We start from the raw sequence: 12,509 nt of genomic DNA on the forward strand, positions 1-12,509 counted from the left end.
TTCACATGGGGTGGTGGTTCGGGCCCGCATTCTTTTTGCCAAAAGCGTGGGAACTTGCCGATACCGCACAGATGCCGACAATGTGCCCGACTCACTCTTTGGCGGAGAGGTAGGTCTTCAGATTCACGCGCTTGTTCTTGAGTCCGAGCTTGTTACGTATGCTGTTGCGGAAAGACTCGACCGTTCGGGGGGAAATGTTGAGCATGTGAGCGGTCTCTTTCGTCGTCTTGCCCTTTCGTATCAGGTTGGCCACTTTCAACTCCCCGGGTGAAAAGATATAATATTTGGCCGATAATTCAGGCATGGGCGAGCCGATGACATCATTCAGGTTGGTCCGGATCACATCCAACAGCTGCTGCTGTTTCGCACTCAGTTCACTGCTCTTCAGTCGATCGATGTAAGGTTCGATCAACTGGACCAGGTTGACCCTGATATTTTCCTCGGACCGCAGGCGATCTTCACTGCGTTTGTCCAGAAGAACCCGCATGGCCGTATTCATCTCCTCCAGGCGTGCGGTCTTGCCGCGCAGCTCAAGTTCGGTCTGTTTGCGCAGCGCCACCTCATCACGCAGTTTCTGGTTGGCCAGGGTGAGTTCCCGGGTGCGCTCCTCGACCAGGGACTCGAGCCGGAGACGGTAATTGGCCAGCTCCTCCTGGGCCTTTTTCTGCTCGGTAATGACATGGGCGACTACATTGGCCCCCCAGATTTTTCCCTCTTTATAGAGATGACGGATGTGGAAATGGCCCCACTGCGCCTCGCCATCCTTGGTTTGGATCTCGAATTCGACATTTTCCGAAATCGGCTGACCCGCCTGCAGGTCCTGCATACGCTGTTGCATCAGATGGAGACTGGCAGGCGTCAGAATCTGGTCCGCACGCATGTTTAAGAGCTCTTGTTCCGTATATCCCGTCGCCCGGCACACTTCGTCATTGACTTTGACGAACCGTTGATTTTCCAAATCCACCTGGTAAATGGCGGTCGGGGACAACTGAAACAGCTGATAGATGAGGGCCTGGCTTTCATCCAATTCACGTGAAATATCAAGCCGCTCCTTCCATTGGGCAATGATTCCGGAAATGGCCATGAAGGTCTCCAGGTCCTCCTGGTCACACTTGAGCGGGCCATGGTGCATGTGCATGGCAAGCATGCCGAAAACCTGCCGCTCATTGCAAATGGGCAACACCAGGAAAGCGGCCATATCGTTTTTCCGCATCGCGGCCTGGCTGGCTTCGTCCGTCAAAAAGGCTGCATTCTCGCACAGAAAAGGTTTGAGACTGTCTATCACTTCGCGAATCAGCGGCATCGAATAGAAATTGAAGAATGCATCCCCGCTGCTATTCGGAATCAATCGATCGCTCCGCCAGTATGACCTGTGGGGTGTAAAAGTGTAGCTCCCGGCATCGAACCAGAAGATGTGGGCCTCATCGACTTCAAGCGCGCGGCCCAGCGTCCCGAGGCAGTCATCGAGAAAGGAGACTTCATTGGTGGAAATGGCCGCAGCCGAAACATCGGCAAGCAGTTTTTCATGCGCTCTTTTACGGTCTATCTGACGCGCCAATCGCCGCCGATCCATCACCAGGCCGAAAATATGGGCTGTAGATATCAGGGCCTTGCGTTGGATATCGTCGAAATCACGAGGACGCTGATCAAATACTGCCAGGGCCCCGATCACCTGACCGTTCTGGCGGATCGGCGCCCCGAGACAGGCCTTCAACTGGAATCGCTTCACATCCGGATCCGAATCCAGATAGCCGGTTTGCATCAAATCCGGGAAAGCCGCCAGGGGCTTGTTGGATCTGACAAATTCTTCATAGCACAGGCGACCTCCGAGCCGCCCACTCGTGGGAAAACCATCCGGCAAGGCGAGGCCCTGTTCGATGATGTACCACCCGCTTTTCACCTCAAACCGCATAAACAGGGCAAAGGCACCTTTTGTCATGCGCAAAAGAAATGACAGTGCCGAGGCATCGTTCGGGTGGCTATCGCCACATATCGTGTCTAACAGGTCACTCCAATCCCAATGCGCACATCCGGCATCTTTTTCTCGATCACCATTCGCATCAATTTGAGAAAATTCCGGCATAGTTCACCGTCTCCATTGATATGGGGTCAACTCCACAGATGCTCCATTTGCCTGTTCTGGATGCACCGTGACGTGCAGATTTTTTATGGAGGCCGCCCCCAAATGTCAACAGTGCACCGCTGCCCTGCCCCTTGATCCTATCCGTCGTTTATGAAATAGTGCCCCTTCATCGATCGCATTCCCTGCGAGGAACCAGGGACAAGGAGAATTTTGTTCAACACAGTCAAACAGGTCGCGCTGCTGATCATCAGCCTCTTTTTTCTATTGTTCGGCATCCAGGTTCTCAGGTTTGCCTATCGGCTGAACGATCCATTTGCTTTCGTGATGACCTTTTTTGCCTCCAACCTGATGATTCTGATCAGTGCCGCCCTGGGATTGGGTTTTGCCTTGAAAATCATCAGGGCGGGCCGAACCGAACCCCGGCCGCCGCTACCCCATCGGAATTCCGGTGATAACGGGCCTGGAGATGGTGCCTGAAATTCGGATTTTTAAAACCGGTGGGCCATTCTGTGCAATCATTAAACCTGCCGCATGGGTATTGACCTCGACGCAAATTTTGAATATCCAGACGTTTCGCACCGTCGCGCCGTTGACCGGAAACCAGCGCAGGGCGGAGAGCATGGCCCCATAGACCCAACTATGATGATCACGATCAACCACGGTGGAACAAGATGATTCGAATCAACGAAAATTTTCTAAAACTCCAGGCCAGTTACCTTTTTGCCAACATCGCCAAGCGGGTGGACGCCTTCCAGGCGCAGCATGCCGACAAATCGATCATTCGACTGGGCATCGGTGATGTGACCCGCGCCTTGCCCCAGGCCTGTATCGCGGCCATGCACAAAGCCGTGGATGAAATGGCCACAGACAGCACGTTCAGAGGGTATGGGCCCGAGCAGGGATATGCTTTTTTGCGTGAAAAAGTTGCTCTGCACGATTTTCAAAACCGGGGCGCCAGGATCGAAGCGGACGAAATTTTCATCAGCGACGGCGCCAAATGCGACACCGGAAACATGCAGGAGCTCTTCGCCACCGACATCCGGGTGGCCATACCCGACCCGGTCTACCCGGTCTATGTAGACACCAACGTCATGGCCGGACGCACCGGTGGCTTCCAGGACGATCGTTACGACGGGCTGGTCTACCTGCCGTGCGACGAAAACAACAACTACGTGCCCCAGCTGCCCGAAGAGCGTGTGGATCTGATCTACCTTTGCTTCCCTAACAACCCCACCGGTGCGACCATCCGCAAGGACCAGTTGAAAGAGTGGGTCGAATATGCCCGCGCCAACAAGGCCCTGATCCTTTTCGATGCGGCCTACGAGGCCTTTATCCAGGACGATGAACTGCCCCATTCCATCTATGAACTCGAAGGTGCCCGCGAGGTTGCCATCGAATTCCGCAGTTACTCCAAAACCGCCGGGTTTACCGGTACCCGCTGTGCGTATGTCGTGGTTCCCAAAGAGTGCAGGGCTTTCACTTCCGACGGACGGGAAATGGCTATCCACGGCCTGTGGAACAGGCGCCACTCGACCAAGTTCAACGGTGTGTCCTATCCGGTGCAACGCGCGGCCGAGGCGATCTACTCGGACGAAGGACAAGCCCAGGTCAAGGCATTGATCGACGGCTACATGAAAAACGCCGCCTATATCCGACAATCCTTCCAGGATTTGGGATTCGATTGCGTAGGCGGTGAAAATTCCCCCTACGTGTGGATCAACGGGCGGCGCGACTCATGGGCCTTTTTCGACCTGCTGCTCAGCGAAGCGGGGGTGGTCTGCACGCCGGGCGCCGGATTCGGCAAATGCGGGCAACACTACATCCGCATCAGTGCCTTCAACAGTTTCGAAAATGTCGAAAAAGCAATCGCCCGTATACAGAATGTTCTCAGCTAAGGAGCGTTTTACATGCCGATGAGCCCCTCTTTCCGCGACCGACTTTTCCCTCTCCTTCCGGAGATCGCCGACCGATTCGGCACGCCGTTCCATATCTACGACGAAACGGGGATCCGGGAAACCGGGGATCGGCTCAAAAAAGCCTTCGGCCGCCTGGAAGGCTTTAAAGAGTATTACGCCGTGAAAGCGCTTCCCAATCCCCACATTCTGAGGATCATGCGGGACATGGGGTTCGGTTTCGACTGCAGTTCTGCCCCTGAACTGACCTTGGCACGGCAGGCGGGCAGCCACGGTGAGGACCTCATGTTCACCTCCAACAACACCGACCAGGAGGAATTTGCGGCTGCCCAAGCCCAGGGCGGCTGTCTCCTCAATCTCGACGACATCTCTCTGGTCGCCAAGGTCCCGGTGATGCCCGAAACCATTTGTTTCCGTTACAATCCGGGGCCCCGGCGCAGCGGCAACAGCATCATCGGCAATCCGGTGGAGGCCAAGTACGGCGTGGCCCATCATCAATTGATCGATGCCTATCGACAAGCCATAGACAGGGGGGCCAAACGTTTCGGCCTGCACACCATGCTGGCCTCCAATGAACTCAATTACGCCTATATGGTCCAAACCGTTGAGATGCTGCTGGATGTGGCCCGCTGGGTGACCGCCGAGCTGGGCATCCACTTCGATTTCATCAACATGGGCGGCGGGCTGGGCATACCCTACCGTCTCGAAGACAGGCCTTTCGATCTGGCGTCCATGGCCGGCGACATCGTGGCGCTTTTTGAGGCATTTGAAAAAAACGAGGGCTATCGTCCCAAACTCTATATGGAAAGCGGCCGATACATGACCGGCCCCCATGGCGTACTGGTGGTCCGGGCGATCAATCGCAAGGAAATCTATCGCACCTACGTCGGGGTGGACGCCACCATGTCCGCCCTGATGCGCCCGGCCATGTATGGCGCCTACCACCATATCGAGGTCCCGGGAAAATCCGAGTCCGCCGGAACCGAAACCGTGGACGTGGTCGGTTCGCTTTGCGAGAACAACGACAAGTTCGCCATCCAGCGAACCTTGCCGCGTATCGATGTGGACGATCTGCTCGTCATACAGGATACCGGCGCCCACGGCCATGCCATGGGATTCAACTACAATGCCAAGCTGCGGCCCAAAGAGTTGCTTTTCCACAGCGATGGAGAAGTCGAACTGATCCGCCGCGCCGAAACGGAACAAGACTATTTTGCGACCCTGCAATTCGAACCGCAGCGTTTGACCCCCGGCAAGTGATCGGCCCCGAAAAGCCCTGATCGTCGCCAATGGGCGATATAAAATCGCCGCAAATCGTATGATAAGGCAGTTGACGACCAGCCCAAACAGGATTATGGTTAAATATCTAAAATAGATAAGCGAACACCACCGAAAAACAAAGTTCATCGTCCTGCGCGAAGCAGTAGAATCGGCACTCAAGTAACCCATGGTTACAGCCGATAAAGACGACGTACAAAAAACCGCACCGATGCATAGCGCCCTTCTTTGTTTTTAAACAAACGCGTCGTGTCAACATCCTGAAGATTGATCGCTAATGAGGACATACGCACGAACGAGAGGAGTCCGAATTGTATCTGGCGCATCGGTGACCACTGGGTCAGTCTAAGGAGACACAACAATGGATGATTTTTTGCACAACCTGCGCAGCGGCAAACTCAAACAGTCGGATCGTTCCAACCGGCCCTATGGCGATCAGCAATACAAAGGCGGTTCGCGACGCAACGTCATGGATCGGCGCAAAGGCCATTTCGATAACAAAGAGTCGTTTGAACGCATTCATGCCATCAAGGATGCGCTGGAACTGCTTGCCGACACGCAAAAACGCATGGCTGAGGCCTACGTGGAGCGAACCAGGGCCGAAGAGCGTAAGGCCAGGGCCATGGAAGTCATGGCCAAGAGTTTGTATCGAATCGCCAACCCCACCGCAGACGATGCAGAGGAATTGTTCGCCACTACAGCACCACCGGTCCAGGTCAAGGAGGCCGAAGCAAGACCTGCGCCTGAAGCTTCCTATGACATGATCGAAGAGGAGACCGTCGTGGATTTTGAGGACATCGATGAGGCGGACCTGCAAGCCGAGACCGCAGAGGATGCGGCCGCCGATGCAGATCCAGGTTCGGCGGAAGAGTCCCAGAACAAACTCTCCGATGATGATCGCCAAGCCGTAAGCGATATCGTCAACCAGATGCGCACCGAAGGCAACAGCTGGGAAAACATCGCCCGCCACATCTCCTCAATGGGCTATCCGACTTTGTCTGGAAAAGGGCATTGGCGGGGGGCGATGGTCAAGAGTCTTCATGAAAAAATGGTATCCTGACACGGCCACTACCCGTGACAGATGAACGCCGAGTCCGCCCACCGGCAGGCATCGGCAGTGATTCGAGTTTCCATTCACCGGTTCGAAAGATCCGGCCGATCGATCCGGCCATACAGCTGCACATATCGTTGGGGGTTGACACGAAAACGGCGCCTGGATGGAATCCTATTCCTGTTGGGCCTGCTGGCGGTACCAGTCGAAAGTTTTTTGCAGTCCCTCCGAAAAATCATGCACCGGTTGGAACTCCAACTGCTCTTTGGCCCGTTGAATACTGGCCAATGAGTGGACAATATCTCCGGGACGGGCGCCCGCATGTTCGGGCAACAGGCCACAGCCGGCCAATGCGGCAATCGAATGCCAGAGTGCATTGATTTCGACCGAGTTGCTGGTACCGATATTGTAGACCCGGCCGGACACGCTCTCATGGGTCGCTGCCAGGATATTGGCCTGAACCACATCCTTGACAAAAACGAAATCGCGGGTCTGACGCCCGTCTCCGTAAATGATCGGCTGTTGGTTTTGAAGGGCCTTGCGCATAAAGATGGAGATGACCCCGGAATAGGGCGATGAGGGATCCTGGCGTGGTCCATAGACATTGAAATAGCGCAGGCAAACCGTTTGCAGGCCATACATCCGGTGATAGAGTTCGGCGTAAAACTCGTTGGTCAGCTTTTGGATCGCATAGGGGCTCAGCGGTGACGGGGCCATGGCCTCTGTTTTGGGCAATTGGGGGACATCGCCGTAGACAGCACTGGAGCTGGCCAAGACGACTCTGCGCACCCCGTTTTGCCGGGCTGCCTCGAGAACCTTGATCGTACCCAAATCGTTAACGGCGGCCGAGGTGACCGGCTGGTGGATGGTTTGTGGCACAGAAACCACCGCGGCCTGATGAAAAACGGTATCGCATCCGCGAGCCGACGAGGAGAGAACCTCTGGATCTTCGATGTCGCCTTCAACGAAGGTAATCCGTTCGCGGATGACATCCAAGTTGGCCAGGCGGCCGCTGGACAGGTTGTCCAGAACTGTGACCTCACAGCCCTGCGCCACCAGCGCCTCCGCAATGTGGGATCCGATAAAACCCGCACCGCCGGTCACCAACGCCTTGCCCAAAGTCAATGCCATGCATCTCTCCTTGAATCTTGAATAGGGTGAATCCACTGTTGCATCGAGCCCGCGCTTGTCTTTACCCTGCAATCGATAGTATGGCAATGATACGGCGTCAATCATTTTTGACGTCACCGCAAGAAGCCCAATATCTGCGTTGCGCTCATCCCGTCGTCCTTGCGGTGTACGACAAGTACGCCTCAGGACACGAAATTTCGCACGCCTTGATCTTGAACTTTTTGCGGCGCCGTCGGACAGCGACTTTTTACATTGTCATCACGTTTACCATCAGCGCGGATATGGACCGAGCATGGCGAAAAAGAGACCCATCGACTGCCACAAGTGCCGCCATTATTATGTCACCTGGCAGGAGTCGACACCCCACGGGTGCAGGGCCATGGGATTCAAAAGCGCACAGCTTCCCAGCGTGGTGGTTTACCGGAGTTCCGGTGCCGGATGTCTCTACTATGAATTGCGCGCCGTCGATGGCCATGAACAGGAACGGCGCCTCACCCACTCTAATAATAGCGAATAGGGGAAGACGAAGATGGATCGCGAAAAAAACACGATCGATCTGAGATTGTTTGCCTCCCTGGCCGTGCACATGCCGCCCGACGCCAATCGCTTCCCCATATCCGCGGGTACCACCGTGGCGCAAATCGTTGACGGGATGCAAATTCCCCGGTCCCAAGCCAAGCTGGTGTTCATCAACGGTATTCGCAAGGATCTGGAGACATCACTGCAAGGCGGCGAACGCGTGGCCGTCTTTCCGCCCTTGGGCGGAGGTTAGAGAGGCACCTGATACGCCATCGCACCGCTCATTATCATTGCGGGCGTCAGATCAGAAAGGGGGCCGACCATCGACCACACACCCGCTCACCTGCTGGATTTGATAGACAAGAGCGCCGAACGAATCAGCGGCCCGGACGGAGCCGACCTCCGAGTCGTTTCCACGTCTCGAACGCAAGCGATATCCGGACAGACCGGTGCGTCCTGCCGTGACGTCGAGATCGCGGCCCTGGAGAACGGCGTGGTCCCCTCGCGCTACCTGCGCAACCAATCCACATACGACTGCTCCGATCAGATCCGGTTCTTGCGGTCCCGGGTGGCCCTCGTGGGCTTGGGCGGCCTGGGAGGCGCAGTGGCCGAAATCCTGGCCCGGGCCGGCGTCGGCGCACTCAGCCTGATCGATGGCGATCGCTTCGAAGAGCACAACCTGAACCGGCAGTTGTTCTGCACCCAGGAGAACCTGGGCAGCACCAAGGCCTCAGCGGCCGAAGCCCGCGTGGCGGCCATCAACAGCGCAGTGGAGACCCGCGTGGTTCCGGCTTTCCTTTCGACCGAAAACGCATCTCAGGTGATCGCCGGCCACGATGTGGTGGTGGATTGCCTGGACAACATTCCGTCACGCTTTGTCGTGGAAGATGCGGCCCGGCAGGCCGGTATACCGTTGGTGTCGGCGGCCATCGCCGGATTGACGGGCCAGGTCACCGTGATCTATCCCCAGGATGGGGGGCTCGAATGGGTATACGGGCCGCGGGACAGCGCCCGGCAGACTCAAGGCGCCGAACATCTATTGGGTTGCCCGCCCCAAACCGTTGTGCTCGTGGCGGCCATGCAATGCGGCGAAGTCCTGTCCATCCTGTGCCATCGCACGAGCCAGCTGCTGCGCAACAAGCTCTGGATCGTCGATCTCTCCGATCATACCGTCGAAGTGCTGGCACTGGCCGGATGATCCTGGGGTGAAGACCTTTCGAATAGCGACGAGACCGTGAATGGTGGGGCGTTCCAACATCTGTATCTCTTTCTGCATCATCCTGCAGGGGCTCCTGGTCGTCAGCCTGATGATCGTCCTGCCCCTGGCAGGCGTGTATCTCCGGGGTGAGGCGCTTCAAACTTATCTCGAATTTCCACCCCTGACCCGCTATGTCGATCATGCGCCCTTTTCCTGGCCCGCCTTTTTCTTGTTCGCGTCCATTGAACTGTCGGCTGTGGTGCTGATCGTTGCATCGATCCAGCGCGTCCGCCGGGGGACCTGTGATGTAACATCGGTGAAACGCGATTTCCCCACCTGGGGATGGTTGGGGCTGGTCGTGATGCTCGGCGGATGGGGCCTGGCATGGAGCCGAGTGGAATGGTTCGCACCGTTACAGGCCCACACCTTTTGCCTGCCCTGGATCGGATACATCGTTTTTGTCAACGCATTGTGCCAGCGGCGCACCGGACGATGCCTGATCGGAGACGCACCTCGGCGCTTCGGCCTGTTGATCCTGGCCAGTGCCCTGTTCTGGTGGTTTTTCGAATACCTCAACCGTTTCGTGCAGAACTGGTATTACACCGGCATCGAGGAGTTCGGTGCGCCGGCCTACGCCCTTTTCGCATCGCTGGCCTTTGCCACGGTCCTGCCGGCGGTGCTGAGCACCTACCGATGGCTGCTCACCTTTCCCCTGTTCGCTACGGCGTTGGCCGACGGTTTTAACGTGCCCGCGCCTCGCCGCCCCCGCATATTGGCCGTTGCGATCCTGGCCACCGCCGCGACGGGACTGGCGCTGTTGGGCGTTTATCCGGACGCCCTGTTTGCATTGCTCTGGATTTCACCGCTGCTGATCCTCACCGCGTTGCAATCCCTGGCAGGCCGACAAACGATCTTCAGCCCCCTGGCGCGAGGCGACTGGCGAGCCCTGATCGCAGCGGCCCTGGCGGCCCTGATCTGCGGCTTTTTCTGGGAGATGTGGAACATCGGCAGCCTGGCCCGCTGGCACTATGCCATTCCCTACGTGGACCGATTCCACCTCTTTGCCATGCCGGTGCTCGGTTACGGCGGCTACCTTCCTTTCGGCCTCGAGTGCCTCGCCGTAGGAGAAATGGTGGTGGGGCGGCAACGCCTGTTGGCTGAGTGCCACCTGCAGCTAAGATAGGGACCGCCCCACCTCCTCGCCTTCGCTCATGGCATACATCAAATGACGCGGTTGCTTGGCGTCGCCGATGAAATGAGTCTCGATGCCCCGCTTCTTGAGCAGGTTGGCGGCGTCCCGCAGCGCCACAAACCGATCGGCCAGGACGAGGGTGTCCCAGGGCGCAAAGGATTGAGGCGTTTGATCGATGCGGCACTGCACCCCGTCGGGCAAAATCTTCTCGACGGTGACGTGTTTGAAGAGTTTCACCCGGCCCTGGTTGAGCCGCTCGCGCAGGTAGTAGCGGTCGTTGCTGGACATCTCTTCGCCAAAATGGGATCTGCTGTGCAGCACGATCACCGTGCGGCCGTTGCTGGCCAGGTAGTCGGCCAGGACCAGGCCGGCCTGGTTGCCGCCCCAGACGATGACCCGCGACCCGGTTTGGACGCTGCCGTCCAGCACCTCGGTCACCGTGCACACCTGCATGTCGGTGTTGTGAAGGCCCTTCACCATCGGCATGTCGGGCAGGCTGCCGGTCGCCAGAATGGCGATCTCCGGATCGATGTCGTCCAGAAGCGCGTCGCTCAACGGGCAATTCAGCCGCGTCTCCACGTTTAAGGATGCGAGTTCCGAAACGAGAAACGCGATCGGATCCCCGAGCTCGCTTCTTCCCGGAACCTTGGCCGCCAGCCGCAAAGCGCCGCCGGGTTCGGCGGCCTGGTCACACAGCACGACCGCATGGCCGTGCAGGGCCGCCATGCGGGCCGCCGCCAATCCGGCCGGACCGGCCCCCACCACCATTACCCGCCGCGGGAGCTCGGCCTTTGACATCTGCTGCAGCAGATACTCGCGGCCCACGTCGGGATTGACCACACATCCCCCCGGTTCCAGCCGGAGCACGGTGTGGATGCACCCCAGGCAGCACCCGACGCAAGGCCGGATCTTCTCCACCGCGCCGGTCCGCACCTTGGCGGGCCAATCCGGATCGGCCAGCAGCGAACGTCCCAGGGCCACCATGTCCGCCTTTCCGTCTGCGATGATCCCTTCGGCCAGCTGCGGCGATTTGATCCGGCCCACGGCGATCACCGGAATCGAAACCGTCTCCTTGACTGCCGCCGCCAGATGGATGAAACACCCCTGGTCCACGTACATGGAGGGGATCGTCAGCTGGCGGCTGCCATACACCCCCGCCGACACGTGCACGTAGTCCGCCCCATGGCTTTGCAGCATCGGCGCCAGGCGCAACGCATCCGGCAGGGTCCAGCCGTCGTCGATGTAGTCCTCGCCGTTCATGCGGATGCCCAATGGAAAATCGCGCCCGCACTTTTGGCGAATGTCGGCCATGACCTCGAGCAGAAACCGGATCCGGTTTTCGAAACTGCCGCCATAGGCGTCCGTACGCCGGTTGGCATTGGGGGACATGAATTGATTGATCAGATAGCCATGGGCCGCATGGATTTCGATAAAGTCGAATCCGGCCTCCTGGCAGCGGCGCGCCGCGTCGCCGAACGCGCCTGCAAGCATCTGGATCTCTTCCACTTCCAGGGCCTTGGGCACTCCTTTGACCACCGCCGGCGCCGGGATGGCCGAGGGGGCCACCTTGTGTTCATGGTAGGACTGGCGGCCGCCGTGCATCAACTGCACGCCCAGGCGACAGTCAAAAGGCTTCACCGCTGCCACCATACGACGCAGCGCAGGAATGCACCCATCGTCCCACAGGGCCGGCAGGTCGGGCAGTTCGGCGCCGGTGGGATGGATGCCCCCGCCGCCCACCAGCATCATGCCCACACCGCCGCGCGCGCGGGCAGCCATGTAAGCGATCAGCTGATCGGTGACATAGCCGCTGGCATCGACACCGAAATTGATGCTCATGGCGGACATGAGCAAACGGTTTTTGACGTTCATTCGGCCCATACGAATCGGTTGGAAAAGATGATGGAATTGTGTCATGGCGTCTCCCCGGTCCGAAAAGTTGTGCCTGAAGCCTAAGTGATCCCAGCCCAAAATGCAATGTGAAGCTTTTGCCCCTGGTATCAAGCGCATGAACAGACTGGACAAAACCTGCAAAGCGTGCCATGTTTTCACGAACGCATCAGCCGCCGGCGGCGGTTGGTGCGTCTGTCGTGTTGATCGGCCCGATGACCCTCATCGAGCCCACCCTACATGAAGGAAGAAAA

Annotated in this window: 11 protein-coding genes; 8 read left to right on the forward strand and 3 right to left on the reverse strand. The window is 57.9% G+C overall.

Translation table 11 applies throughout. From position 1 onward, the window contains the following. Positions 1 to 91 precede the first annotated feature (91 nt). Positions 92 to 1,912: a PAS domain S-box protein gene (locus tag DFT_RS16780; RefSeq protein ID WP_235506250.1), complete on the reverse strand. Its 1,821-nt coding sequence runs from the start codon at positions 1,910 to 1,912 to the stop codon at positions 92 to 94. Between the two features lie 381 nt (positions 1,913 to 2,293). Here DFT_RS16780 and DFT_RS16785 point away from each other — a divergent pair, with 381 nt between their 5' ends. The 4 genes from DFT_RS16785 (at position 2,294) to DFT_RS16800 (ending at position 6,334) form a co-directional block, all read left to right on the forward strand. Next, positions 2,294 to 2,560, forward strand: coding sequence for a hypothetical protein (locus DFT_RS16785; RefSeq protein ID WP_076750610.1), 267 nt, complete (start codon positions 2,294 to 2,296; stop codon positions 2,558 to 2,560). 194 nt (positions 2,561 to 2,754) lie between these two features. Further along, a complete protein-coding gene (locus DFT_RS16790) occupies positions 2,755 to 3,978 on the forward strand; it encodes an LL-diaminopimelate aminotransferase (RefSeq protein WP_054032295.1) in 1,224 nt (407 codons plus the stop codon). A gap of 12 nt (positions 3,979 to 3,990) precedes the next feature. Beyond that, positions 3,991 to 5,256 (forward strand): diaminopimelate decarboxylase, encoded by a 1,266-nt coding sequence (lysA, locus tag DFT_RS16795; protein ID WP_054032296.1) that lies wholly within the window; start codon positions 3,991 to 3,993, stop codon positions 5,254 to 5,256. Between the two features lie 379 nt (positions 5,257 to 5,635). Continuing rightward, positions 5,636 to 6,334, forward strand: coding sequence for a hypothetical protein (locus DFT_RS16800; protein ID WP_054032297.1), 699 nt, complete (start codon positions 5,636 to 5,638; stop codon positions 6,332 to 6,334). Between the two features lie 165 nt (positions 6,335 to 6,499). Here DFT_RS16800 and DFT_RS16805 read toward each other — a convergent pair whose 3' ends face one another. Beyond that, positions 6,500 to 7,456: an SDR family oxidoreductase gene (locus DFT_RS16805; protein WP_054032298.1), complete on the reverse strand. Its 957-nt coding sequence runs from the start codon at positions 7,454 to 7,456 to the stop codon at positions 6,500 to 6,502. Positions 7,457 to 7,748: 292 nt separating this feature from the next. Here DFT_RS16805 and DFT_RS16810 point away from each other — a divergent pair, with 292 nt between their 5' ends. The 4 genes from DFT_RS16810 (at position 7,749) to DFT_RS16825 (ending at position 10,356) form a co-directional block, all read left to right on the forward strand. Continuing rightward, on the forward strand, positions 7,749 to 7,973 hold the full coding sequence (locus DFT_RS16810) for a hypothetical protein (protein ID WP_054032299.1): 225 nt from the start codon (positions 7,749 to 7,751) through the stop codon (positions 7,971 to 7,973). Between the two features lie 12 nt (positions 7,974 to 7,985). Next, the gene (locus DFT_RS16815) at positions 7,986 to 8,228 is read left to right on the forward strand and encodes a MoaD/ThiS family protein (protein ID WP_054032300.1); all 243 of its coding nucleotides are present in this window, start codon (positions 7,986 to 7,988) and stop codon (positions 8,226 to 8,228) included. Between the two features lie 99 nt (positions 8,229 to 8,327). Beyond that, the gene (locus DFT_RS16820) at positions 8,328 to 9,173 is read left to right on the forward strand and encodes a HesA/MoeB/ThiF family protein (protein ID WP_200907072.1); all 846 of its coding nucleotides are present in this window, start codon (positions 8,328 to 8,330) and stop codon (positions 9,171 to 9,173) included. Positions 9,174 to 9,213: 40 nt separating this feature from the next. Beyond that, positions 9,214 to 10,356 carry a hypothetical protein gene (locus tag DFT_RS16825; RefSeq protein ID WP_054032301.1) on the forward strand — a complete coding sequence of 381 codons (1,143 nt, stop codon included), beginning with the start codon at positions 9,214 to 9,216 and terminating at the stop codon, positions 10,354 to 10,356. Here the strand turns inward: DFT_RS16825 and DFT_RS16830 are convergent. After that, positions 10,348 to 12,282, reverse strand: coding sequence for an oxidoreductase (locus DFT_RS16830; RefSeq protein ID WP_054032302.1), 1,935 nt, complete (start codon positions 12,280 to 12,282; stop codon positions 10,348 to 10,350). The genes DFT_RS16825 and DFT_RS16830 overlap by 9 nt on opposite strands. Positions 12,283 to 12,509 lie beyond the last annotated feature (227 nt).

Source organism: Desulfatitalea tepidiphila, assembly GCF_001293685.1.
Lineage (GTDB): Bacteria > Desulfobacterota > Desulfobacteria > Desulfobacterales > Desulfosarcinaceae > Desulfatitalea > Desulfatitalea tepidiphila.

What these genes read in the sequence shown, in the direction of transcription:
- DFT_RS16800 (WP_054032297.1), top strand. Translation starts at nt 5,636, where the DNA reads ATGGATGATTTTTTGCACAACCTGCGCAGCGGCAAACTCAAACAGTCG.
- DFT_RS16780 (WP_235506250.1), bottom strand. Translation starts at nt 1,912, where the DNA reads ATGCGGTTTGAGGTGAAAAGCGGGTGGTACATCATCGAACAGGGCCTC.
- DFT_RS16815 (WP_054032300.1), top strand. Translation starts at nt 7,986, where the DNA reads ATGGATCGCGAAAAAAACACGATCGATCTGAGATTGTTTGCCTCCCTG.
- DFT_RS16830 (WP_054032302.1), bottom strand. Translation starts at nt 12,282, where the DNA reads ATGACACAATTCCATCATCTTTTCCAACCGATTCGTATGGGCCGAATG.
- DFT_RS16825 (WP_054032301.1), top strand. Translation starts at nt 9,214, where the DNA reads ATGGTGGGGCGTTCCAACATCTGTATCTCTTTCTGCATCATCCTGCAG.
- lysA (WP_054032296.1), top strand. Translation starts at nt 3,991, where the DNA reads ATGCCGATGAGCCCCTCTTTCCGCGACCGACTTTTCCCTCTCCTTCCG.
- DFT_RS16810 (WP_054032299.1), top strand. Translation starts at nt 7,749, where the DNA reads ATGGCGAAAAAGAGACCCATCGACTGCCACAAGTGCCGCCATTATTAT.
- DFT_RS16805 (WP_054032298.1), bottom strand. Translation starts at nt 7,456, where the DNA reads ATGGCATTGACTTTGGGCAAGGCGTTGGTGACCGGCGGTGCGGGTTTT.
- DFT_RS16790 (WP_054032295.1), top strand. Translation starts at nt 2,755, where the DNA reads ATGATTCGAATCAACGAAAATTTTCTAAAACTCCAGGCCAGTTACCTT.